Source organism: Streptomyces sp. NPDC097595 (assembly GCF_044761525.1).
Classification (GTDB): Bacteria; Actinomycetota; Actinomycetes; order Streptomycetales; family Streptomycetaceae; genus Streptomyces; species Streptomyces drozdowiczii_A.
On sequence record NZ_JBIWCN010000012.1, the window covers coordinates 29,106 to 52,914 of the forward strand.

The window sequence follows — 23,809 nt, forward strand, 5'->3', positions numbered from 1 at the left end:
AGATTTCACGACGCCATCTGATCACCGCACCCGACTACCGCACCGAGATGCAGCACCGCTTTACCCTCTGGAACCAGATCGCCGGCGTAGCCACCGCGGTCTGAACACACCACCACCACCGGCCGCCATTCCTGACGTGCCATCAGTCAGCCCGCTCGCGGATAACTTGACAACGCCACTCGTCACTGAGCTCGCAGGGAGCGAATATCGTCGCGCATGTTGACGACGGCTGGATCGTTAGGCCCCAGTCTGCTGGCGGCAAATTCAAGCGTCTCCTCGTAGAGCGGAATCGCCCGAGCGAGGTCTCCGGCAAGCTTGTATGCGTAGGCGAGATTATTCCGCGAGTTGAACGTGTCTTGATGCTCCGGTCCAAGGACTCGGGTACGGCCGATCAGTGCCTGTTCGTAGAAGATAATGGCACGGGGAAGATCACCAACTGCGCTGTACGTGAATCCCAACATGTTCTGGGTTGCGAGGGTCGTGGGATGGTCGACTCCAATAATCTGGATACGATTTTCCAACAGCTGGTTGTAAATTGAGATGGCGCGATCCGGCTGCCCTGTTGAAATATACAGGCTGGCGAGTCTTTCTTGCGTGCTCGTCAACTCGGCGCTATCGGGGGCGAAGATGCCTGGCGCATCATCGATCACCTGCTCCAAGAGTGGAATAGCGCGGTGTGGTTCATCAACCTCGCAGAGAGCAATTGCGAGGTTGTTCCGCGACGTCACTGTGTCCAGGTGATCCCTCCCCAGTATCCGAACCCTCACGCCAAGGGCTAGTTCTAGATAGGGGATGGCGCCAGATGGATCCCCGTTGGCGAGATGGACGCCGCCGAGTAGGGCTGATGAAGCGGCAGTTGCTTCGTGATTCAAACCGAGCGTATGCAACCGATCGAACAGGACCTGGCTGTACAGTGACATCGCTGTGGCTATATCTCCGCTGGTCTCATACGCAAGACCAAGGCAGGCTCGCGCGGTGAAGGTCAGCGGGTCCTCCCCGCCAAGGATGTTTACGCAGTCGGACACCGCGTCGTCGAGCATGGAGATCGCAGCAGAGTGGTCGCCCCCTGCGAGGATGGCCCGCGCATAGTTCACCCGATAGGTCAAAACGCTTCGGCTGTCTTCGCTAAATCTCGGAGTCGCTTCATCCAGCGCCCATTTGAAGTGCTCCGTAGCCCCCGACGCGTTCTCTGCGGCAAATTGTATCTGTCCAAGCAAGTTTTGGATGTCTGGTGAGCCTGAAGGTCCCGCTCCGATCCGGACTATTACCTGATGTGCCCTCTGTGCATAGTAGTTTGCCTGTCCCAACTGGCCTTGGCGCAATAGAAAATATGCGGAAATCCGATAGAGTGCGGCTGCTCCAAGGGTTTCGTCGCTCGCTTCAATTTTCGAGGTCAGCGAGTCGACGTGCGGCATCAGACTGCGACGCCACCGTGTTTTGAAACCCTCCTCGGGATCCTCATCGCCCAGTGCCTGACACAGAATATCTGTAGCGGTAAACGATGACTCGAACGTCCCATCAGGGGAGGTTCGACTCCAAGCAATGACTAGCTTTTGCACGAGGCGGTGGACATTCAATGTCGGCTCGTCGGCACCTTCGGTCCAACGGATCACGCTGTATTTCGCGAGAAGTCCGACCGCTGTGCGCACCGCTTGTGGAGACTCCATCCGGAAAAATAGCGAACGGGGGATTCCGTCAGGCGCAAACCATGCCATTACGCGCAGCAGCTCTTCCGCAAGTGGATGGCCGCTGAGTCTCTTAAGGTTTGCCTGAAGGACCCTGGCAACTGTGTGCGCTGAGTCCTCGGAAGCCGAATGGTCGATGAGTACGTCGAGCGGGGCGGCACTCAGGTTCTCAAGATAGTGGCGTGGTCTGGTTCGGGTCTGCGCGATATTGGCTGCCGCTAATTCGATCGCGAGCGGTAGATAGCCCAGCTCTTCACACACGAGGGCAGCGTCGCTCAGGTCCTCACTGTTCAGGGCTGACCGTCCGGCGATTGTGACCAGTAGGCCCAGCGCAGCGTCAGGGTCCAGAACGTCGAGTGGCATCACCGGGCCGATGTGGTGCCAGCCCGTGGCCTGTTGGCTGGTGACGATGAATCGTCCCCGAGGCAGCTGGCTGAGTAGAGCGCGTACGTCCCTGGGGGATGAGGCATTGTCCAGAACGAGCAACCAGTCGTCATGAGTCTGAAGCCAGGCTCGCGCCCACTCCGCAGCAACTTCGCTCGGCTGATCGACCAGCCCAGGGTCAATGCGACAGGCCAGCCGGGACAGGCCGTACTCGATCTGGGTCGCGTCTCCGGCCGATATTTCCCAAACAGGGTTGTACTTGCCCCGGTACTCGGAGGCTGTCTGAGCGGCCAACGACGTTTTGCCCACGCCGCCGCATCCAGTGATTACAGCGACCGAACCGGGGGGCCCGCCGAGGATGCCCTTCAAATGTTTCTGCTCGCCGATCCGGCCAGAGAAAACCGGGCTCTTGCCGCTGTGGAACCCGAACACATCGGGGGGCGCAGGCACCGCCGCTGTCGGCTTCGGTGCGCCCGGCGCAAGAGTGATCTGGGTGATCGAGGCATTGTCACCGGTGGAAACGATCCCGGTGTTGTTCCCGACAAGGACGGATCGTTCGAAGCCCTGATCCACGCCTACCTCTGGATGGTCGCGTTGTCGCCTGTGGAGATGACTCCGTCGTTGTGCGTGACGGCGACGGAACGTGTTCCCGTCGCCTGAGCCGTCACAGGCGAGTCAGTCAGAAGCTTCTTGAGGTCGGAGGCCAAGTCGGCGTCTCCTGCAAGGGCCTTCTTTATCTGGGCGCGCAATGCGCCGAGGAAGTCCTCGTCGTCGAGGGCACTGGTCAGATCCTGAACGGCAACATCGATACGGGGCTGCACGTCCTCATTCCGTCGCAACCGTGCCAGCAACCGTTGTCCCAGGCGCACGGTCTCCATGGCCGCCGCGTCCTCGGCATGCACCAAGACGTTCGCTCCGTAGGCGGCGACGGCTGCCGTCACGCTGGGCATCACCGCATCGACAAGCGATGGATCCACGCATTCCTCCCCAGAGGTTGATCGAGTGCGTAAGAGATGTCCACTGTATCGAACAGCCTTGAGGTGCAGGGCCGTTGATTCCAGACGGTGCGGGGCAGCTCTTGTGGATGGGCGGCCGGCGCTCTGGCGCACCCGCGGGGTGCAGCGCTGGGCTGGTGCCCCAGTCACGAAGTCATCGAGGCAGCGGGAGAACTAGAAACTGGAATCTTTCCTGTCGTAGACGGGTCACGCCGAAGGCCGCCACCGCAATCCGCCCGAGCGTGCGGTGGTGCTCCGTGTCGACGAGAAGTCCCAGGTGCAATGCCTGGGACGATCGCAGCCCGTGCTGCCGGGGATGCCTGAGCGCCGCACCCACGACTACCTGCGGTACGGCATTACCAGCCAGTCCGCCGCATTCGACGTGGATGGTCGACCAGACGCAGTCGGCGTGACACGGCCGACATCGAATGTTGCGAGGCCACTTCGGCGACAACTCTCCGTAAAGGCTGACTGGCGCTCAGGTTTTCCTGACATACCGTCAACCGTGCAAGATCATCTTGCACATGCGTTGCACAAGGTGCTGAAAAGCAACGGTGATCGTCGAAGGGGTGTGAAGGTAAGTATTCGCAGGTCAGCTCGCATATTGGGGTGTCGTGCCCCTTGCCCTCAAGGGGCACAACACCCCGCCCCTCAGATGTCCCGGAAGATCTCGATCTGCGCCCCCACCGAGTTCAGCCGCTCCGCGAGCTCCTCGTAGCCGCGGTTGATCACGTACACGTTGCGCAGCACCGACGTGCCTTCCGCCGCCATCATGGCGAGGAGGACGACCACCGCGGGGCGTAGGGCCGGGGGGCACATCATTTCGGCGGCGCGCCAGCGGGTGGGGCCCTCGACCAGGACGCGGTGGGGGTCCAGGAGTTGGAGGCGGCCGCCCAGGCGGTTGAGGTCGGTGAGGTAGATGGCGCGGTTGTCGTAGACCCAGTCGTGGATCAGGGTCTGGCCGTGCGCCGAGGCCGCGATGGCCGCGAAGAAGGGGACGTTGTCGATGTTGAGGCCGGGGAACGGCATCGGGTGGATCTTGTCGATCGGCGCCTCCAGCTTGGAGGGGCGGACCGTCAGGTCGACCAGCCGGGTGCGGCCGTTGTCCGCCGCGTACTCCGCGGTGCGGTCGCAGTCGACGCCCATCTCCTCCAGGACCGCGAGCTCGATCTCCAGGAACTCGATGGGCACCCGGCGGATCGTCAGCTCGGACTCCGTGACGACGGCGGCGGCCAGCAGGCTCATCGCCTCGACCGGGTCCTCGGACGGCGAGTAGTCCACGTCCACGTCGATCTCGGGCACACCGTGCACCGTGAGGGTCGTCGTACCGACGCCGTCCACGCGTACGCCCAGTGCCTCCAGGAAGAAGCACAGGTCCTGGACCATGTAGTTGGAGGAGGCATTCCGGATGACCGTGGTGCCGTCGTGGCGGGCGGCGGCCAGCAGGGCGTTCTCGGTCACCGTGTCACCGCGCTCGGTCAGCACGATCGGGCGGCCGGGCGTGACGGAGTGGTCCACCCGGGCGTGGTAGATGCCCTCGGTCGCGGCGATGTCCAGGCCGAAGCGGCGCAGCGCGATCATGTGCGGCTCGATCGTCCGCGTACCGAGGTCGCAGCCGCCCGCGTACGGCAGCTTGAACGCGTCCATGCGGTGCAGCAGCGGGCCGAGGAACATGATGATGGAGCGCGTGCGGCGGGCGGCGTCCGCGTCGATCGCGTCCATGTCCAGCCGGGCCGGCGGCACGATCTCCAGGTCGGTGCCGTCGTTGATCCAGCGGGCGCGCACGCCGATGGAGTTGAGCACTTCGAGGAGGCGGTAGACCTCCTCGATACGGGCCACGCGGCGCAGCACCGTACGGCCCTTGTTGAGCAGCGACGCGCACAGCAGAGCCACGCAGGCGTTCTTGCTGGTTTTGACGTCGATCGCGCCGGAGAGGCGGCGGCCGCCGACCACGCGCAGATGCATGGGACCGGCGTAGCCGAGCGAGACGATTTCGCTGTCGAGTGCTTCACCGATACGGGCGATCATCTCAAGGCTGATGTTTTGATTGCCGCGCTCGATGCGGTTCACCGCGCTCTGGCTGGTGCCTAGCGCCTCGGCGAGCTGGCTCTGTGTCCAGCCCCGGTGCTGACGGGCGTCACGGATGAGCTTGCCGATACGTACGAGGTAGTCATCTGACATGCCGAAAGGCTATCTCAGATATGAGATTGCACTCGCGTGGGGGTGTGCCGTTCGGGTGAGAGCGGTGTGCCGGAGGGGGCGGGGGAGTGAAGGGCGGTGGTCGAAACCCCCTCGCGTCCCGGCCCCGCCCCTCATAGGGTCCCGCCCCATGGATTCCCGCGGCACGCACGTGCTCTCCGTCAACATCGGCCGTCCCCGCCCCAACCCCTGGAAGGGGATCAGCGAGACCGGCATCGACAAGCGGCCCGTCGACGGGCCGGTCGCGGTGACCGCCCCCGGACCCAAGGGCACCGGCGCCGTCGGCCTCGCCGGTGACCGCGTCTACGACGTGAAGCACCACGGCGGCACCGACCAGGCCGTCTACGCCTACGCGCGCGAGGACCTGGACGGCTGGGAGGCCGAGCTCGGCCGGCCGCTCGCCAACGGGGTGTTCGGCGAGAACCTGACCACCCTCGGCGTGGACGTCAACGGCGCCCTGATCGGGGAGCGCTGGCGGATCGGGCCGGACGTCGTCCTGGAGGTGTCGTGCGCGCGGATCCCGTGCGGGACCTTCCAGGGCTGGCTGGAGCGGGACGGCTGGATCAAGCGGTTCACGCGGGCGGCCCTGCCCGGCGCGTACCTCCGGGTGATCGAGCCCGGCGAGATCCGCTCCGGCGACCGCCTGGAGATCGTGCACCGGCCCGCGCACGAGGTGACCGTCGCGCTGGAGTTCCGGGCCACGACCCTGGAACCGGAGCTGCTGCCGCGCCTCCTCGTCGCCGACGCGCTGCCCGACGAGACGAAGGAGGCGGTCCGCCGCCGCATGGACGCCACGCGCCCCGATCGGGGCGCCCGGACATGACCCTTCCGCGGTCATGTACTAGAGTTATCTCGACATCGAGATATATGCCGAAGGCGCACAGCGAGCCGCCCACGGTAAGGGTTACCTAACTAAGCCTTACCTTAGCGGATGGCCCGGTGGTCCGAGGCGGCACCACGCGGCGCCCGCCGTGGTGAGGCGCGGCGCGGAGTTACGCGCACATTGATGAAGGAGACTGTCGTGTCGGCGAACAGCTTCGACGCCCGCAGCACGCTGCGCGTGGGCGACGAGTCGTACGAGATCTTCAAGCTGGACAAGGTCGAGGGCTCCGCGCGCCTCCCTTACAGCCTGAAGGTGCTGCTGGAGAACCTGCTCCGCACGGAGGACGGCGCGAACATCACCGCCGACCACATCCGCGCGCTCGGCGGCTGGGACTCCCAGGCCCAGCCCAGCCAGGAGATCCAGTTCACGCCGGCCCGCGTGATCATGCAGGACTTCACCGGTGTGCCCTGCGTCGTGGACCTCGCGACCATGCGTGAGGCCGTCAAGGAGCTCGGCGGCGACCCGGAGCGCATCAACCCGCTCGCCCCGGCCGAGCTGGTCATCGACCACTCCGTCATCGCCGACAAGTTCGGCACGAAGGACGCCTTCGGCCAGAACGTCGAGCTGGAGTACGGCCGCAACAAGGAGCGCTACCAGTTCCTGCGCTGGGGCCAGACCGCGTTCAGCGAGTTCAAGGTCGTCCCGCCGGGCACCGGCATCGTCCACCAGGTCAACATCGAGCACCTGGCCCGTACGGTCATGGTCCGCAACGGCCAGGCGTACCCCGACACCCTCGTCGGCACCGACTCGCACACCACCATGGTCAACGGCCTCGGCGTGCTGGGCTGGGGCGTCGGCGGCATCGAGGCCGAGGCCGCGATGCTCGGCCAGCCGGTCTCCATGCTCATCCCGCGCGTCGTCGGCTTCAAGCTGACCGGCGAGCTCCCGGCCGGCACCACCGCCACCGACCTCGTGCTGACCATCACCGAGATGCTCCGCAAGCACGGCGTCGTCGGCAAGTTCGTGGAGTTCTACGGTGAGGGTGTGGCCGCCACCTCGCTCGCCAACCGCGCCACCATCGGCAACATGTCGCCGGAGTTCGGCTCCACCGCCGCGATCTTCCCGATCGACGACGAGACCCTCAACTACCTGCGCCTGACCGGCCGCGAGGCCCAGCAGGTCGCCCTCGTCGAGGCGTACGCCAAGGAGCAGGGCCTCTGGCTGGACCCGGCCGCCGAGCCCGACTTCTCCGAGAAGCTGGAGCTCGACCTCTCCACGGTCGTCCCGTCCATCGCCGGCCCGAAGCGCCCGCAGGACCGCATCGTCCTCGCCAACGCCAAGGCCCAGTTCGCCCAGGACGTCCGCAACTACGTCGACGACGACGAGGAGGCGGGCAAGGAGTCCTTCCCGGCCTCGGACTCGCCGGCCGCCGCCAACGGCGTCCCTTCGAACCCGGTCACCGTCACCGCCCCCGACGGCACCACGTACGAGCTGGACCACGGCGCCGTGACCGTCGCCGCGATCACCTCCTGCACCAACACCTCGAACCCGTACGTCATGGTCGCCGCGGCGCTCGTGGCGAAGAAGGCGGTCGAGAAGGGCCTGACCCGCAAGCCGTGGGTCAAGACCACCCTCGCCCCGGGCTCCAAGGTCGTCACCGACTACTTCGACAAGGCGGGCCTGACCCCGTACCTCGACAAGGTCGGCTTCAACCTCGTCGGCTACGGCTGCACCACCTGCATCGGCAACTCCGGCCCGCTGCCGGAGGAGGTCTCCAAGGCGGTCAACGAGCACGACCTGGCCGTGACCTCGGTGCTCTCCGGCAACCGCAACTTCGAGGGCCGGATCAACCCCGACGTCAAGATGAACTACCTGGCCTCCCCGCCGCTGGTCGTCGCGTACGCCCTCGCCGGTTCGATGAAGGTGGACATCACCAAGGACGCGCTCGGCGTCGACCAGGACGGCAAGCCCGTCCACCTGGAAGACATCTGGCCCTCCGAGGCCGAGGTCAACGACGTCGTGGCGAACGCCATCGGCGAGGACATGTTCAACAAGTCCTACCAGGACGTCTTCGCGGGCGACGCCCAGTGGCAGGCGCTGTCCATCCCGACCGGCAACACCTTCGAGTGGGACTCCGAGTCCACCTACGTGCGCAAGCCCCCGTACTTCGAGGGCATGACCATGGAGACCTCGCCGGTCGAGGACATCACCGGCGCCCGGGTCCTCGCCAAGCTGGGCGACTCGGTCACCACCGACCACATCTCCCCGGCCGGTGCGATCAAGGCCGACACCCCGGCCGGTCAGTACCTCACAGAGCACGGCATCGAGCGCCGTGACTTCAACTCCTACGGCTCGCGCCGTGGCAACCACGAGGTCATGATCCGCGGCACGTTCGCCAACATCCGCCTGCGCAACCAGATCGCGCCGGGCACGGAGGGCGGCTTCACCCGCGACTTCACCCAGGCCGACGGTCCGGTGTCGTTCATCTACGACGCCTCGCAGAACTACCAGGCCGCCGGCACCCCGCTCGTCATCCTGGCGGGCAAGGAGTACGGCTCCGGCTCGTCCCGCGACTGGGCGGCCAAGGGCACCGCGCTCCTCGGCGTCAAGGCCGTCGTCGCCGAGTCGTACGAGCGCATCCACCGCTCGAACCTCATCGGCATGGGCGTCCTGCCGCTCCAGTTCCCCGAGGGCCAGACCGCCGCGACCCTGGGCCTCACCGGCGAGGAGACCTTCTCGGTCACCGGCGTCACCGAGCTGAACGACGGCACGACCCCGCGCACGGTCAAGGTCACCACCGACACCGGTGTGGAGTTCGACGGCGTCGTCCGCATCGACACCCCCGGTGAGGCGGACTACTACCGCAACGGCGGCATCCTGCAGTACGTGCTCCGCAGCCTGATCCGCAAGTAGGGATCAGCCGCAGTACGGCGAGAGGGCCGCACCCCCGGCGACGGGGGTGCGGCCCTCTCTCATGCTCCGAGAAGCACTGCCGTGCGGATCAGAACAGGAACTTGTAGCCGTCCCAGCCGCTCGTGCCGATCTGCTTCTTGGCCTTGTACGGGGCCGCGGCGTTGCCGGTGCCGCTGTACAGGTACAGCGCGCCGCCCTTGCGGGCGATCAGGTCGGTCTTGCCGTCCAGGTCGATGTCACCCGTGGAGACCAGGCGGTTGTACTGGTTCCAGCCGCTGCCGATCTCGGTGCGCTTGGCGAACGGCGCGTTCTGGTTGCCGGTGCCCTTGTACAGCCACAGGACGCCCGACTTGTCGCGCGCGACGACGTCGTTCTTGCCGTCGCCGTTCAGGTCGCCGTTGCCGGCGATCTCGCTGTAGATGTTCCAGCCGTAACCGGCCTTGATGCGCTTGGTGACCTTGCCGTTGCCGTAGCCGAGGTAGACGTACAGGTCGCCCTTGGTGTCGACGGCGAGGATGTCACCACCGGCGCCTCCGCCGATCTGGCCGGGGGAGACGAGCTTGCTGTAGGTGTTGTAGCCGTAGCCGACCTTGACGGCCGACGAGCCGAACGGCAGCCAGCCCAGGTCTCCGTTGCTCTCACGGAACCAAAGACCGTCGCTGTCACCGTCGTTCTGGTGGTCGACCTGCATCATCGCGGTGACGGTGGTCCAGCCCTCGCCGTACTGCTCGCGGGCGGTGAGCCCGCCCTTGCCGTTCGGGCCGTACGCGTACGCGAGGCCCGCGGAGTTGACCGCGTAGAGCGAGAAGTGCGGGTTGGCGGCGGCAGCAGCCGCTGCCGGCTGGTCGGCCGAGGCGCCGAGCGAAGGCTGCGGGGCGTCGGCGGCCACGGCGGAGGTGCCGGTGGCGACGAGGGCGGCGGTGAGCGCCGCGGCTGCCGCGCGAGCGGCGATGCGCATGTGGTGCCGGCCAGTGGTTTTGGCCACAAGTACTCCATGGATCGTGAAGTGGGAGTGGCCCGCCGCACGTTGGCGACGGGCCACCGATTCACGGAAATCGTGTCACGATTTCGTTCGTGAAACCTTCACGTTTCGTCATGAGTGTGTAACCGCTGTGACGGTGACCGCTCAGAAGAAGAGGCGGTACGTGTTCCAGCCCGAGGTCCCGATGAGGGCCTTCGCCTTGTACGGGGCGGCTCCGTTGCCGGTGCCCGCGTACAGGTACAGCTCACCCTTGGCGTTGCGGGCGACCAGGTCGGTCCGGCCGTCCATGTTCAGGTCACCGGCGGCGAAGAGGGTGTTGTACTGGTTCCAGCCGCTGCCGATCTTGGTGCGCTTGGCGTACGGGGCCTTCTGGTCGCCGGTGCCCTTGTACAGCCACAGGACGCCCGACTTGTCGCGCGCGACGAGGTCGCCCTTGCCGTCGCCGTCCAGGTCGCCGTTGCCCGCGATCTGGCTGTAGATGTCCCAGCCGTAGCCGACCTTCAGGCGCTTGGTGACCGTACCGTCGCCGTAACCCAGGTACAGGTAGACGTCGCCCTTGTTGTCGCGGGCGAGCAGGTCGCCGCCCTCGGCGCCGCCGAACTGGCCGACGGAGACGACGGTGTTGTAGGTGTCCCAGCCGTAACCGACCTTCTTGGCGGGGGAGTTGCCCTCGTAATACCAAATGTTGCCCGAGGTGCCGAGCTGCCAGCGGCCGTCCGCCAGGTTGTCCGCGTCGTTGTCCACCAGGCCGACGAACTTGAGGCCCGTCATGCCGGTTTCGAACTGGACGCGCGCCGAGAGGGTGCCGTCACCCTGCGGCACGTAGGTGTACGCGTTGCCCGAGCCGTCGAGGCCGTAAAGGCCGAACATGGGCGCGTCGCCGACCTCGGCGGCGGAGGCGGAGGCGGCGGCAGCGCCGGTGACGACCAGGGCCGCGGTTATCGCGGCGGCGGCGAGCCGACGGCCAGAGATCTTGGCCACGTGTGTTCTCCATGGATGGTGGGACGAGGCGTGACGCGCCGCGGGATACGGGGACACGCCACGGAATTTGAGGGTGATCCTTTCACGACTCCCTCACGTCTCCAAGGGTTTGTCGAAATGAGGCCAACACATCGCCTTCGCCCCGGTATGCGGACACCCCAAGGGCTCCAGCCGTCCTTTGTGCGCGGCGGCATGCGTACACCGGTGCATGCCGGGCACGCGGAAGTCAGCTTCCCGAAACCAGTCGGACAGCGGTAGAAGAGGAGTTGTCGTGTCATTTCTCTGGGCCATCATCGCGGGACTCATCATCGGCCTGCTGGCCAAGCTGGTCGTTCCCGGCCGTCAGCCCATTCCCCTGTGGCTGACCGTCCTGCTCGGTATCGTCGGCGCCATCGCCGGCAACGCCCTCGCCACCGCCTTCGGTGTGCGTGACACCGGGGGCATCGACTGGATCCGCCACATCTTCCAGATCGGTGTGGCCGCCGTGCTCATCGCCTTCATCAGCCCGATGTGGGCCCGACGACGCGCCTGACCCCCCCGCGCGTACGACGAACGCCCTGCCCCGCCGCGAGAAGCGGCGAGGCAGGGCGTTCGCCATGTCGTCGTCAGGCCCGGTGCGCCGCGATCAGCGCCTGATACCAGCGGTAGCTGTCCTTCGGGGTGCGCTCCAGGGTGTCGTAGTCGACCCGGATGATGCCGAACCGCTTCGCGTACCCGAGCGCCCACTCGAAGTTGTCCAGCAGCGACCACACGTAGTAGCCCCGCACATCGACGCCCGCGTCCATCGCGGACCGCAGCGCCGCCAGATGCGTACGCAGGTATTCCACCCGGTCCGCGTCCCGCACCGCACCGTCCGGCTCCACCGCGTCGTGCTCCGCCGAGCCGTTCTCCGTGATGTGCACCGGCGGCAGCGCGTCGCCGTAGGTGTCCTTCAGCGCGGTCAGCAGGTCGGTGAAGGACTCCGGCACCACCGGCCAGCCCATCGCCGTCCGCCGCACGTCCGGGTACTGCCCCTCGGCGTACCGGTTGTCCGTGGCGACCCGCAGCGCGGGGTCCGGCTCGCGGTGCGGGGCGTCGGCCACCACGATCGGGCGGTAGTAGTTGATGCCCAGGAAGTCCAGGGGCTGGGAGATCAGGTCGAGGTCGCCCTCGCGCCGGAAGTCCTGCCCGGTGATCAGCTCACCCCAGGTGTCCTCCTCGGTGGCCGGGTAGCGGCCCACGAGGATCGGGTCCGTCCACACCAGGTTGTGCTGGGTGTCGGCGCGGACCACCGCGGCCCGGTCGGCGTCCGTCGGGGCGGCCGGGACATTGCGGTCCAGGTTCAGCGTGATGCCCGCCTCGCGGACCCCCGCGGCCCGGAGCGCCTTCATCGCGAGGCCGTGGCCGACGAGCAGGTGGTGCGCGGCGGCCAGGGCACCGCGCCCCTCCTTCGCGCCGGGCGCGTGCCGGCCCACGGAGTAGCCGAGGAAGGCGCTGCACCACGGCTCGTTGAGGGTGATCCAGCGCGGCACCCGGTCGGCCAGGTGCTCCGCCACGATCTCCGTGTACTCGCCGAACCGCTCGGCCGTCTCCCGTACCCGCCAGCCGCCCCGGTCCTCCAGGGCCTGCGGCAGGTCCCAGTGGTAGAGGGTGGCGGCCGGCTCTATGCCCGCCTCCAGGAGCTCGTCCACCAGCCGGGAGTAGAAGTCGAGCCCCTTCGGGTTCACCGCGCCGGAGCCCTCCGGCAGGATGCGCGACCAGGCGATCGAGAAGCGGTACGAGCCGACGCCCAGCTCCCGCAGCAGCGCCACGTCCTCCCGGTAGCGGTGGTAGTGGTCGCAGGCCACGTCACCCGTGTCGCCGCCGTCCGTCTTCCCGGGCGTGTGGCTGTAGGTGTCCCAGATGGACGGGCCGCGTCCGTCCTCCCGCGCGGCCCCTTCGATCTGGTACGAGGCGGTGGCCGCGCCGAAGACGAAACCGGGCGGGAAGGCCGGGAACTCACTCATGGATACCCCTACTTGACCGAGCCACCGGTGATCCCGGCGGCGATGTACTTCTGGGACAGGACGAGCAGCACCGCCGCCGGCACCGCCGACAGTACGGAAGCGGCCATCACCGAGCCCCAGTCGCCGACATGGGCGCCGATGTACTGGTAGATGCCCAGCGTGATCGGCTTCACGTCGTCCGTGGTGTTCAGCGTCAGCGCGAACATGAAGTCGCTCCACGCGTACAGGAACGAGAACAGTCCGGCCGTGATCAGCGAGTTGCGGCTCATCGGCAGCACGACCCGCACGAACGTCCGGAAGCGCCCGGCCCCGTCGACCTCGGCGGCCTCGATGACCTCGCGCGGGATCGCCACCATGAACGACCGCATCAGCACGATGGCGAACGGTATCCCGAGCGAGGCGTCGGCCAGCATCAGACCGGCGTACGAGTTGACCAGGCCGAGATCCACGTACGCGCTGTACAGGGCGTTGGCGATGACGATGCCCGGCACCATCTGCGTGATCAGCGTGGAGAAGACGATCGTCCGGGTGCCGCGCAGCCTGAACTGCGCCAGCCCGTACGCGGCGGGCGCCGAGACCGCCAGGCAGATGACGACCGCGCCGAGCGCCACCGCGAGCGAGGTCAGCAGATTGCCGCCCTGGTCGGTGAGTGCCGAGCGGAAGCCCGACAGGTCCAGGCCGTGCGGGACGGGGTCGACCTCAAGCAGCCCGGACTCGGGCTGCAACGCGGTGTTCACCATCCAGTACAGCGGGAACAGCATCACGCACAGCACCAGGACGCCGAAGACGGTGGCGCCCCAGCGCCGCCCGGGCCGGCCGGTGGCCCGCGTGGACGCGGCGGGGGTACGCACGGTGCTCGCCATGCCGGTCACTTCCCCTCGTTGCGGTTGGCCCGCAGATAGAACACCGCGAAGACGGCGGAGATCAGGATCAGGATGTTGCCGACCACGGCACCGGCCCCGAAGTCCAGCTGGACGAAGGAGTTCTGGTACGTGAGAGTGCCGAGGGTCTGGGTGGAGTCGGCGGGTCCGCCGTCCGTGAGCGCCAGGATCAGGTCGAGGATCTTCACCGTCGACATGAAGCCGAGCACCAGGACCACGGTGATCACCGGCCGCAGCATCGGCAGCGTGATCGAGCGGAACGTCCGCCAGGCGGAGGCGCCGTCCAGCGAGGCCGCCTCGTACAGCTCCTTGGGGACCTCCTGGAGTCCCCCGTAGAGGATCACCATGTTGAACGGGATGCCGATCCAGATGTTCACCAGGATCACCGAGACCAGCGCCATGCCCGTACTGGTCAGCCACGGGGTGTCGCCGCCGAGGCCGATCGTGCCGAGGAAGGAGTTGAGGACACCGGTGTCCTGGTCGAGGATGCGCCGCCAGACGACGCCCGAGACGACCATCGGGACCAGCCATGGCAGCAGGATGAGCGACCGCAGCACGCCGTTCAGCGGGAAGCGGCGGTTGAAGAAGACGGCGAGGCCGAGGCCGATGCAGAACTGTCCGATCAGCGAGCCGATCGTGAACAGGACGGTATGCCACAGGGCCTTGCCGAAGAGCTCGTCGTTGAAGACCTTGCTCCAGTTGTCCGTCCCGTTGAACGGGGACTCGCCCGTGAAGAAGGTGGACGGCGAGTAGTCCTGGAAGCTCATCACGATGTTCCGGACGAGCGGGTAGCCGAAGAACAGCGCCATGAAGATCACGGCGGGGGCGATGAAGCCCCACTGGGAGAGCCGCCTGCGGCGCCGGACACGGGCGGGGTTCGGCGGCTTCGCGGTCTTCGTGGACTTCGCGGTCACGAGAGCCGGGGCGGCGGTGGGGGTCGACATGGTTCGGATACCTCAGTTCCCGCTCGTCGCGCGCTTCTGGGCGCGGGTGAGGGCGGCCTCGCTCGACTCGCCGGTCAGGGCGGACTGGAACGCGCTCTGGAGCGCGAGGGAGACGGACGACCACCGCGCGCCGAGCTTTGCGGTACGCGAACGGGCCGTGGCGACCTGGTCGGCCAGGGCGTCCAGCTCCGGCACCTTCCGGCGCCACTCGGCGGCGGCCTTCTCGTTGGCCGGGACCATCCAGCTGTTCAGCGCGTAGGTGATCTGCTCCTGCTCGCCGGACATGCAGCCGATGATCTTCGCGGACATCTTCTCGCGCTTCTCGTCACCGGTGTTGGGCACGGTCAGTACGCCGCCGCCCAGCGGGCCCACCGAGTCGTCGCCGGCCTTCGGGACCGGGATCTCGGCGATGCCCCAGTTCAGCCCCTTCTTGGAGTTCAGGGTCTCCACCTGCCAGGGGCCGTTGATCATCATCGCCGCGTTGCCCGCCATGAACTGGTCGTTCACGTCGGCCTGGGTCCAGTTGACCGTGGACTTGGACAGCGAGCCGTCCTTGAGAAGGCTCTTCCAGTAGTCCAGCGCCCCGGCCACCTCGGCGCTGTCGAGCTTCGTCTCGTCGCCGCCGTTGGACCACATGAAGGGCGTGAACTGGAAGACGCCGTCCTCCGCGCCGCCCGCGCTGAGCGCCAGTCCGTACCGCTTGCCCTGAGTCAGCTTCTTCGCGGTCTCGCGCATCTCGGCCCAGGTGGTGGGCACCTTCAGGCCGGCCCGGTCGAGGGTGTCCTTGTTGTAGAAGAGCGCCAGCGTGTTCACCGTGCGCGCGGCCCCGTAGTACGTCCCCTCGTACGAGCCGAAGTCCACGATCCCCTCGGGGATGTCCCGCGTGGTCAGCCCCAGGTCCTTCAGCGGGATCAGCCCGCCCGCGTCGGCGAACGTCGGCATCTCGGAGGCGTCCAGCTGGAGCACGTCGGGCAGCGACTTCGAGGACGCCATCCGCAGTGCCTTGGTCATCACCTGCGAGGCCGGGACGCTCTGCTGCTCGATGGTCACCCCCAGCTCCTTGCCGCACCGGGCCAGCGTCTGGGCGTCCCAGCGGTGGTACGACTCGTCGGTGGAGGAGTTCAGAACGGTGTAGACGTCCGGGTCCCGCTGCTGGCCGCAGCCCGACAGGACCGCACCGCCGATCAGCGCGGAGACGACGGTGAGCGGGACGGCGACCCGTGGGGTGAAGCGGTTCGACATTCAGCTGCCTCTTGTCGGCAAGGGCCCGGGCGGCTGCGCTGCCGCCCGACCGATTTGTTTGCTGCCAGTACTAATACGTCATAGGGGCGCCCGTTTCTAGACCGTCCTGGTGACGCACAGGTCACACAGGGGCAACATGGCCGCTCCCGCGGGGTGTTCGGGCCCTTGTTCCGGCGGATCCATAGGCTCCGACCGCTGAATCGAAGCGCTTCGAAAAATATTTGTTTTGTGTACGATCAAAATCAGGAACCACAGGAACGGACCCCCCATGAAGTTCACCGACGGCTTCTGGCAGATGCGAGACGGTGTCCACGCCTCGTACGCCACCGAACTCCGCGACCTCCGCCTCGACGCCGACCGCCTCACCGCCTACGCGGCGGTCCAGCGCGTGACACGGCGCGGGGACACCCTGAACGCCCCGCTGATCACCGTGGAGGCGTACGCCCCCGCCGAAGGCGTCATCGGCGTCCGCGTCACCCACCTCGCGGGCAAGCGCCACCCGGGCCCCGACTTCGCCCTGCCCGGCGCCATCGGCGACCCCTCCGCCGCCACCCGCGAGGACGGCGGGGCCGCCGAGCTGACCAGCGGCCCGCTCACCCTCCGGCTCCCCGCCGACGGCTTCGGCCTGGAGTTCCGGGACGCGGACGCGGACGCGGACGGGCGCCTCCTGACCGCCGCCGGGCGCAAGGGGACCGCCTTCGCCACCACCGGCGACGGCGCGCACCACATGGTCGCGCAGCTCGCGCTGGGCGTCGGCGAGACGATCCACGGGCTCGGCGAGCGGTTCACCCCGTACGTGAAGAACGGCCAGGCGGTCGACATGTGGCAGGCGGACGGGGGGACCAGCAGCGAGCAGGCGTACAAGAACGTCCCGTTCTACCTCTCCTCGCGCGGCTACGGCGTCTTCGTCAACCACCCCGGCAAGGTGTCCTTCGAGGTCGGCTCCGAGGCGGTCGGCCAGGTGCAGTTCAGCGTCGAGGACCAGACGCTGGAGTACTTCGTGGTCGCCGGACCCACCCCCAAGGAGGTGCTGGCCCGCTACACCGCGCTGACCGGCCGCCCGGCGCTGCCCCCGGCCTGGTCCTTCGGGCTCTGGCTGACCACCTCGTTCACCACCGCGTACGACGAGGCGACCGTCACCTCATTCGTGGACGGCATGGCCGAACGGGGCATCCCGCTCTCCGTCTTCCACTTCGACTGCTTCTGGATGCGCGAGTACCAGTGGTGCGACTTCGAGTGGGATCCGGCCGTCTTCCCCGACCCGGAGGGCATGCTCGCCCGCCTCAAGGCCAGGGGCCTGCGGATCTGCGTCTGGATCAACCCGTACATCGCGCAGAAGAGCCCCCTGTACGCGGAGGGCGCGGCCCGGGGCTACTTCGTCCGCACCCGCGAGGGCGATGTCTGGCAGTGGGACAAGTGGCAGGCCGGCATGGCCCTCGTGGACTTCACCAACCCGGAGGCCACCGCCTGGTTCCAGGGCAAGCTGCGCACCCTCATCGGCCAGGGCGTCGACGGCTTCAAGACGGACTTCGGCGAGCGCATCCCCACCGACGTCGTCTGGCACGACGGCTCCGACCCGGAGCGCATGCACAACTACTACACGCACCTGTACAACAAGGCCGTCTTCGAGCTCCTGGAGAAGGAGCGCGGCCAGGGCGAGGCCGTCCTCTTCGCCCGCTCCGCCACCGCCGGCGGCCAGCAGTTCCCCGTGCACTGGGGCGGCGACTGCTGGTCCTCCTTCGAGGCGATGGCGGAGTCGCTGCGCGGCGGCCTGTCGCTCTCCCTCTCCGGCTTCGGCTTCTGGAGCCATGACATCGGCGGCTTCGAGGGCACCCCGGACCCGGCGGTCTTCAAGCGCTGGCTCGCCTTCGGCCTGCTCTCCTCGCACAGCAGGCTGCACGGCTCCTCGTCCTACCGCGTCCCGTGGGAGTTCGGCGACGAGGCGGTCGCGGTCGCCCGGCGCTTCACGGAGCTCAAGCACCGCCTCATGCCCTACCTGTACGGTGCCGCCGTCGAGGCCCACCGCACCGGCGTCCCCGTCATGCGCCCGATGCTCCTGGAATTCCCGGACGACCCGGCCGCCCGCACCGCCGACCGGCAGTACATGCTCGGCCCCGACCTCCTGGTCGCCCCGGTCTTCAGCGAGGACGGCGAGGTGGAGTACTACGTCCCCGAAGGCACCTGGACCCACCTGCTCACCGGCGAGACGGTCACCGGCCCGGCCTGGCACCGGGACACCCACGGCTTCGACAGCCTCCCGCTGCTGGTCCGCCCCGGCGCGGTCCTCCCGGTCGGCGCGGACCCCTCCCGGCCGGACGGCGAGTGGACGGAGAACCTCCAGCTGCGCGTGTACGCCGCCGAGGGGACCGGCGACCTCCGCCGCACGGTCACCGTCCCCGGACTCACCGGCGAGCCCGCCGCCACGTACGAGGTGATCCGCGAGGCCGGCACGCTGCGGGTCACGGCCGACACGGACCGGCCGTACGAGGCGGTGGACGTCACGGGCGGGGCGAGCGCTCCCGCGATCTGACCCAGGCGGTGAACGCCTCGACCGCGTCCACCACCGCGTCGAACCGGAGCGAGTGGTACAGGTCGAAGGCGTGGTGCCCGCCGCGCAGTTCGGCGTAGACCACCGGGCTCTCGGACGCGTCGTGGAGTCCCGCGGCCACCTCGCGGATATCGGCCACCGGCACCAGCGGGTCCAGGTCGCCGTGGACGATCAGCAGGGGCGGCGCGTCCGGCCGGGCATGGCCCAGCGGGGACGACTCGGGGCCCTGGTGCCAGTAGCCGCCCAGGAAGCCGTTCAGCACGACGACCCCGCTGACCGAGGTGTCGGCGCCCTCGAAGCCCGGCTGGTACGCGGGGTCGTTCGGGGTCAGCGCGGCGATCGAGCCCATGTGGCCGCCCGCCGAACTGCCCGACACGAACAGGGTCGAGGGGTCGGCACCGTACTCGTGGGCGTGCTCCCGGGCCCAGGCGATGACCCGCTTCAGGTCGATCAGGTGCTCGGGGTGCCGGACCTGCGGCTTCAGCCGGTAGTTGGCGCTGATGGTCACCCAACCCCGGCTCGCCAGCCGGTACAGGAGCGGCAGCGACTGGCTGTTCTTGTGGCCGCCGGTGTAGCCGCCGCCGTGCATGTGGATCAGCACAGGCGCACCCTGCGGGCGGGCCCGGTGGTGGTACACGTCGAGCAGATTGCGGCGCCCCGCATCCCCGTACGACAGGTCGGCCACGCGCCGCACGTCCGCACGGCGCTTGAGGATCGGCACGAACAGGACGCGGAGCCACGGGGGCCGGTGCCGCAGCCCCTCGGCGAGGTCCGCGTCGATCTCGGCGCGCCACCCCTTGCCCAGCCCCTCGGCCATCGCGCGCTCGATCCGGTCCCGGTCACCCCACGCGCGGTGGGCGACCACCGCGAGCCCGGCGGCGGTCACGGCGGCCAGCGCGACGATGCCCCAGGCGCCCGGTGACTCCATGACGTCGTCCTGGGCGAAGGCCATCGCCGTCGGCACGAACAGCATCCAGAAGAACGCGGCGAACGGCAGCTCGTTGGCGGCCAGCCCGAAAATGTAGCTGGGGCGGCCCAGCGGGTGCTCGAACGGCACCGGCCGCAGCGCACACCAGGTGCCGATCGCGACGATGAGCACGGGTATCAGATATCCGACAGGCACGGCACCTCCTGGAACGGCAGCCGGGCCTGCCCACTCGCGCGCACCCCAGGTCGAGGGCGGCGCCCACCAGTCTTCCCTCACGCCCGCGAGGCATCAACGACGTGACTGGTAACGTCTTTTGACTCTGGACTAAAGAATCCGGGGGGCCGGGCGTGGAAATGCGGGAGATCGAGATATTCCTGACGCTCGCGGAGGAGCTGCACTTCAGCCGCACCGCCGAGCGGCTGGGCGTCAGCCCCGGCCGGGTCAGCCAGCTGGTCAAGAAACAGGAACGCCTCATCGGCGGCCCCCTCTTCGACCGCACCACCCGCACCGTGCGCCTCTCGCCCCTCGGGGAGCAGCTGTACGAGGCGCTGAAGCGCGGCCACGAACAGATCACCCAGGGCATCGAGGCCGCCAAGGCCACCGCCCGGGGCACCAGGGGCACCCTGACCCTCGGCACCATGGGCCCGTACGCCCTCCAGATCAAGGACACCCTCGAACTCTTCCAGGCCCGCCACCCCGACGCCCGCGTCCGGCACCGCGAGATCCAGCCCGCCTCACCGCTCGACCTGCTCCTGTCGGGCGACGTGGACATGGTCTACGTATGGCTGCCCGTCGACGGACCCGGACTGATTGTCCGGCCGACCGCGCACACCTCCGCACTGCTCCTGATGGTCTCCGCCGGGCACCCCTTCGCCGAGCGGGAGTCCGTCTGCCTGGAGGACTTCGGCGACTGCGCCGTGGTCGAGGGCGGCTCGATCCCCGCCGCCATGGAGGAGGTCCTCAACCCCCGGCGCACCCCCTCCGGCCGCCCGGTCCGCAGGGGCCCCCGGGTCACCACCTGGCAGGAGGCACTCAGCGTCGTCGCCTCGGGCCAGGCCACCGCCGCCGTCCCGGCCGAGACGCCGGACTTCTACGCCTGGCCGAGCCTGGCCTACGTCCCCATCCGCGACGCGCCGCCCTGCCGCTGGGCCCTGGTCTGGCGCACGGCGGCGGAGACCCCGCTGATCCGCGCGTTCGCCGAGGCATCGGCCGACGCCGGACGGCTCAGGGACTGACCTCTCACGGGCGCGCCCGCCCGCACCGCCCCGGCCGGAATGCGATCGTGGACCGGCGGGTTAGCGTCTGTACGGAACGTGAACGCGAGCGGTAACAGCACTGAGAGCGGATGGCCTTCACATGGGCGAGCTGATCCTGATCCGGCACGGCGAGACGGAGTGGTCCCGCAACGGGCGCCACACCAGTTACACCGATCTGCCCTTGACCCCCCTCGGTGAGCGTCAGGCCCGCGCCCTGGCCCCCCTGCTCGCCGACCGGCGCATCGCCCTCACCCTGGTCAGCCCGCTGGTCCGGGCCCGGCGCACCGCCGAACTCGCCGGGCTCGCCGCGCCCCGCATCACTCCGGAGCTGCGCGAGTGGGACTACGGCGGCTACGAGGGCATCACCACGGACGAGATCCGCCGCACCCGGCCCGACTGGAACCTCTGGACCGACGGGGTCGGCGCCGGCCCCGAGGCCCACCCCGGCGAGACCCCGGCCGAGGTCGGGGCCCGGGCCGACCGGGTGCTGGCCGAGGTGGCGGAGGCGGCCGGACGCGCCGGTGACGAGGACATCGTGCTCGTCGCCCACTCGCACTTCCTGCGCGTCCTGACCGCCCGCTACCTGCGGCTGACCCCGGCCGAGGGGACCCTCTTCCAGCTGGCCACCGGCGCCGTGTCCCGGCTGGGCCGGGAACACGGCAACCCGGTCATCACCGCGTGGAACGTCACCCTGCCGGAGAGCCTGTTCCCGGCGGCGGTCCCGGAGACACCGGAGCGGACGTGACCCCGGCGGCCCGGCCCGGCGGCCTCACCGCAGGCCGTCGGTCATCGCGTTGAGCAGGGTGCCCGACGCGTCGTCGTTCTCCAGCGAGAAGGCGAACATGCCGGCCAGGCCCTTGCTCCTGGCGTAGTCCGCCCGTGCCTGGATGGCGCGGGGGGTGTCACCGGTCCAGAAGTTCGTGCCGTCGTAGATCCAGGAGCTCTCGGTGACCGGGTCCCAATGGGTCTGCGCCTCCGTGGCGTTCAGCTCCTTCCAGGCGGCGAGCCCCGCCTCCTGGCTGAGCTGCTTGGCGGGCGTGGGGCCGGTGGCCGCCTGATAGAGCCCGTAGTCGTCACCGGCCGGGACGCCGGTCCAGCCGCGCCAGTAGAACGGCACGCCGAGCACCAGCTTGGAGGCGGGGAAACCGCCCGGGATGCCGTAGTCGGGGAGCCCGACGGTGTAGGCGGTGACGGCGGTGTCCAGGTTGTACTTGGCGGTGCCGGGCGCGATCGGCGTCGTCGGGTCGGCGGGGCTGTCGTGCAGCGGGTCCTGGTGGTTGGTGGGGCCGGTGGCGTCCCAGGCGCCGTGCATGTCGTACGTCATGACGTCCGCGTAGTCCAGGTAGTCACCGATCCGGTCGGTCTCCAGGTACGCGATCTTGTCCTGGCCGCTGGGCAGCGCGGCGGTGAGCAGGAACCGCTTGCCGACCGTCGCCCCGTACGCGTCGAGCTGCGTGCGGAACTCCTTGAGCAGCAGGGTGAAGTTGGCCTTGTCGGCGGCGGAGTAGTGGTTGCCGGTGTGACCGCCGGACGAGCCCGGGTACTCCCAGTCGATGTCGATCCCGTCGAAGATGCCGGCGGCGGACGCGGGGCCGCCGGACGGATCGCCCTGGACGTTCTTCGGCAGGTTGCCCTTCATGAACATGTCGATGCAGGAGGAGACATACGCCTTCCGCGAGGCGGCGGTCGCGGCGGCGTCGGAGAAGTACTTGGAGTAGGTCCAGCCGCCGAGCGAGACGGTGAACCGCAGGTTCGGGTACTTCGCCTTCAGCGCGCGCAGCTGGTTGAAGTTCCCCTTCAGCGGCTGCTCGTAGACGTCGGCGGTGCCGTCCACGCTGTCCGCCGCCGAGACGTCGGCCTGGTAGTCGGCGTAGGCGTCACCGGCACCGTCGCCGGCGTTCGGGTTGTCCTCGTTGCCCGCGTCGGACGCCTTGATCGTCTCGAAGCACTTGTGGGTCGTGGGGTGGATGTTCTCGAACGCGTAGGTGACCACGTCAAGGCCGGCGGCGGCCCCGCTGGTGCCGATCTGCTTCGGGTAGTAGGCGTTCTCGTAGATGCCCCACTGGTCGAAGTAGGCGGAGGCGTACGGCTTCGCGGCGGGCGCCGCCCCGGTCGTCACGGTGACCGCCGTGGACTGGGCCGAGGCGTGCGAGCCCTGGTAGCCCTGCACGGTGAAGGTGTAGGCGTGGTTCGGCAGCAGCGAGCTGACGGCGACGGTGGTGCCCATGGAGGTCGCCACCAGCTGTCCGCCCGACCACACCTTGTACGAGGCGACGGCGCCGTCCTGCGAGGAGGTCGTCGACCCCTTCCACGTGAGCACGGCGGCGTTCCCGGTGACCTTCGACGCGGTCAGCCCCGTGGGGGTGGTGACCTTGCCGTCACCGGCGGGCCCGTTGGGGTCGGTGGGCGGATCGGTCGGCGGGTCGGTCGGGTCCGTGGGGGGATCGGTCGGGTCCTTCGGCGGGTCGGTGGGCGGGGTCGTGGAGCCGCCCGGTCCCGTGAGGCTGAGGTCGTCCGCGTGGTAGGCGCCCTGCCCGTACCAGCCGTGCGTGTAGACCGTCACCGAGGTGGTGTTGGCGCCGGTCTTGAAGGTCGTGGACAGCTTCTGCCAGGAGGGCGCGGAGGGCGCCCAGGCGCTCGCGTCCACCCCGGTGCCGGTCGCGCCGAGGTAGACGTACGAGCCCTGCACCCACCCGGACAGGGTGTACGAGGTGTTGGGCCGCACGGCCACGGTCTGGCCGCACTGTCCGGTGTCGGCGGCGGTGGCGTTGCCGGCCAGGCCGCCCGATCCGCTGTGCGCGGTGGTGGTGACCGAGCCCCCGTTCGTACAGGTCCAGCCGCTCAGGGAGCCGGCCTCGAAGCCGGTGTTGGTGAGGAGTTCGGCGTCGGCCGCGGCGGCGTGCCCGGGGACGGCGGCCAGGGCGGCCCCGGAGGCGACGAGCACGGCGGCGACCGCCAGCGCTCCGTTGCGCCGGGCGCGGGCCGCCGGTCCGCGCACCTGCGCGGTCGGGGAGCCTGCTGGGCGTGCGGACATCGTGCCACCTCCGGGTACGGGTGCGGTTT

The 23,809-nt window shown here is 68.6% G+C and carries 17 protein-coding genes and 1 pseudogene; 7 read left to right on the plus strand and 11 right to left on the minus strand.

Annotated features, from left to right (window positions below):
* Positions 1-182: 182 nt before the first annotated feature.
* Together ACIQZN_RS19685 and ACIQZN_RS19690 are read right to left on the minus strand one after the other, a co-directional pair.
* Positions 183-2,642 (minus strand): tetratricopeptide repeat protein, encoded by a 2,460-nt coding sequence (locus ACIQZN_RS19685; RefSeq protein WP_403995182.1) that lies wholly within the window; start codon positions 2,640-2,642, stop codon positions 183-185.
* 2 nt (positions 2,643-2,644) lie between these two features.
* On the minus strand, positions 2,645-3,046 hold the full coding sequence (locus ACIQZN_RS19690; RefSeq protein WP_403995184.1) for a hypothetical protein: 402 nt from the start codon (positions 3,044-3,046) through the stop codon (positions 2,645-2,647).
* Between the two features lie 235 nt (positions 3,047-3,281).
* Between ACIQZN_RS19690 and ACIQZN_RS19695 the strand changes: the two are divergent.
* Positions 3,282-3,449: pseudogene (locus tag ACIQZN_RS19695) on the plus strand (IS630 family transposase); the annotation flags it as partial.
* Between the two features lie 266 nt (positions 3,450-3,715).
* Here the strand turns inward: ACIQZN_RS19695 and ACIQZN_RS19700 are convergent.
* Entirely contained in the window at positions 3,716-5,245 is a 1,530-nt protein-coding gene (locus tag ACIQZN_RS19700) for a UDP-N-acetylglucosamine 1-carboxyvinyltransferase (RefSeq protein ID WP_018100749.1), read from the minus strand.
* Between the two features lie 148 nt (positions 5,246-5,393).
* Between ACIQZN_RS19700 and ACIQZN_RS19705 the strand changes: the two genes are divergently transcribed.
* Entirely contained in the window at positions 5,394-6,086 is a 693-nt protein-coding gene (locus tag ACIQZN_RS19705) for an MOSC domain-containing protein (protein ID WP_403995187.1), read from the plus strand.
* Between the two features lie 198 nt (positions 6,087-6,284).
* Complete coding sequence (gene acnA, locus ACIQZN_RS19710) at positions 6,285-8,999, plus strand: aconitate hydratase AcnA (RefSeq protein ID WP_403995190.1); 2,715 nt, start codon at positions 6,285-6,287, stop codon at positions 8,997-8,999.
* Between the two features lie 88 nt (positions 9,000-9,087).
* On the opposite strand, the gene ACIQZN_RS19715 is transcribed toward acnA, so the two are convergent.
* The gene (locus ACIQZN_RS19715) at positions 9,088-9,957 is read right to left on the minus strand and encodes an FG-GAP repeat domain-containing protein (protein ID WP_403995635.1); all 870 of its coding nucleotides are present in this window, start codon (positions 9,955-9,957) and stop codon (positions 9,088-9,090) included.
* A gap of 168 nt (positions 9,958-10,125) precedes the next feature.
* Positions 10,126-10,962, minus strand: a complete 837-nt coding sequence (locus ACIQZN_RS19720; RefSeq protein WP_403995193.1) for an FG-GAP-like repeat-containing protein — start codon at positions 10,960-10,962, stop codon at positions 10,126-10,128.
* Positions 10,963-11,233: 271 nt separating this feature from the next.
* Between ACIQZN_RS19720 and ACIQZN_RS19725 the strand changes: the two genes are divergently transcribed.
* The gene (locus ACIQZN_RS19725; protein ID WP_073966161.1) at positions 11,234-11,494 is read left to right on the plus strand and encodes a GlsB/YeaQ/YmgE family stress response membrane protein; all 261 of its coding nucleotides are present in this window, start codon (positions 11,234-11,236) and stop codon (positions 11,492-11,494) included.
* A gap of 73 nt (positions 11,495-11,567) precedes the next feature.
* Here ACIQZN_RS19725 and ACIQZN_RS19730 read toward each other — a convergent pair whose 3' ends face one another.
* Genes ACIQZN_RS19730 through ACIQZN_RS19745 form a run of 4 tightly spaced genes read right to left on the minus strand, consistent with a single transcriptional unit; the run spans position 11,568 to position 16,014 of the window.
* Positions 11,568-12,947, minus strand: coding sequence for a GH1 family beta-glucosidase (locus ACIQZN_RS19730; RefSeq protein ID WP_403995196.1), 1,380 nt, complete (start codon positions 12,945-12,947; stop codon positions 11,568-11,570).
* A gap of 8 nt (positions 12,948-12,955) precedes the next feature.
* Positions 12,956-13,810, minus strand: coding sequence for a carbohydrate ABC transporter permease (locus tag ACIQZN_RS19735; RefSeq protein WP_403995199.1), 855 nt, complete (start codon positions 13,808-13,810; stop codon positions 12,956-12,958).
* A 5-nt stretch (positions 13,811-13,815) separates the two neighbouring features.
* Positions 13,816-14,772, minus strand: a complete 957-nt coding sequence (locus ACIQZN_RS19740) for a carbohydrate ABC transporter permease (protein WP_403995203.1) — start codon at positions 14,770-14,772, stop codon at positions 13,816-13,818.
* 12 nt (positions 14,773-14,784) lie between these two features.
* Complete coding sequence (locus tag ACIQZN_RS19745) at positions 14,785-16,014, minus strand: ABC transporter substrate-binding protein (RefSeq protein WP_403995206.1); 1,230 nt, start codon at positions 16,012-16,014, stop codon at positions 14,785-14,787.
* 268 nt (positions 16,015-16,282) lie between these two features.
* On the opposite strand from ACIQZN_RS19745, the gene yicI reads away from it, so the two are divergent.
* Positions 16,283-18,544 (plus strand): alpha-xylosidase, encoded by a 2,262-nt coding sequence (gene yicI, locus ACIQZN_RS19750; protein ID WP_403995209.1) that lies wholly within the window; start codon positions 16,283-16,285, stop codon positions 18,542-18,544.
* Here the strand turns inward: yicI and ACIQZN_RS19755 are convergent.
* Positions 18,513-19,685: an alpha/beta hydrolase gene (locus ACIQZN_RS19755; RefSeq protein WP_403995212.1), complete on the minus strand. Its 1,173-nt coding sequence runs from the start codon at positions 19,683-19,685 to the stop codon at positions 18,513-18,515. The genes yicI and ACIQZN_RS19755 overlap by 32 nt on opposite strands.
* 158 nt (positions 19,686-19,843) lie before the next feature.
* On the opposite strand from ACIQZN_RS19755, the gene ACIQZN_RS19760 reads away from it, so the two are divergent.
* A complete protein-coding gene (locus ACIQZN_RS19760; RefSeq protein ID WP_403995638.1) occupies positions 19,844-20,725 on the plus strand; it encodes a LysR family transcriptional regulator in 882 nt (293 codons plus the stop codon).
* 121 nt (positions 20,726-20,846) lie between these two features.
* Positions 20,847-21,491 carry a histidine phosphatase family protein gene (locus ACIQZN_RS19765; protein WP_403995215.1) on the plus strand — a complete coding sequence of 215 codons (645 nt, stop codon included), beginning with the start codon at positions 20,847-20,849 and terminating at the stop codon, positions 21,489-21,491.
* A gap of 24 nt (positions 21,492-21,515) precedes the next feature.
* Here the strand turns inward: ACIQZN_RS19765 and ACIQZN_RS19770 are convergent, their stop codons facing one another.
* Positions 21,516-23,780, minus strand: a complete 2,265-nt coding sequence (locus ACIQZN_RS19770; protein ID WP_403995219.1) for a glycosyl hydrolase family 18 protein — start codon at positions 23,778-23,780, stop codon at positions 21,516-21,518.
* Between the last annotated feature and the right edge of the window lie 29 nt (positions 23,781-23,809).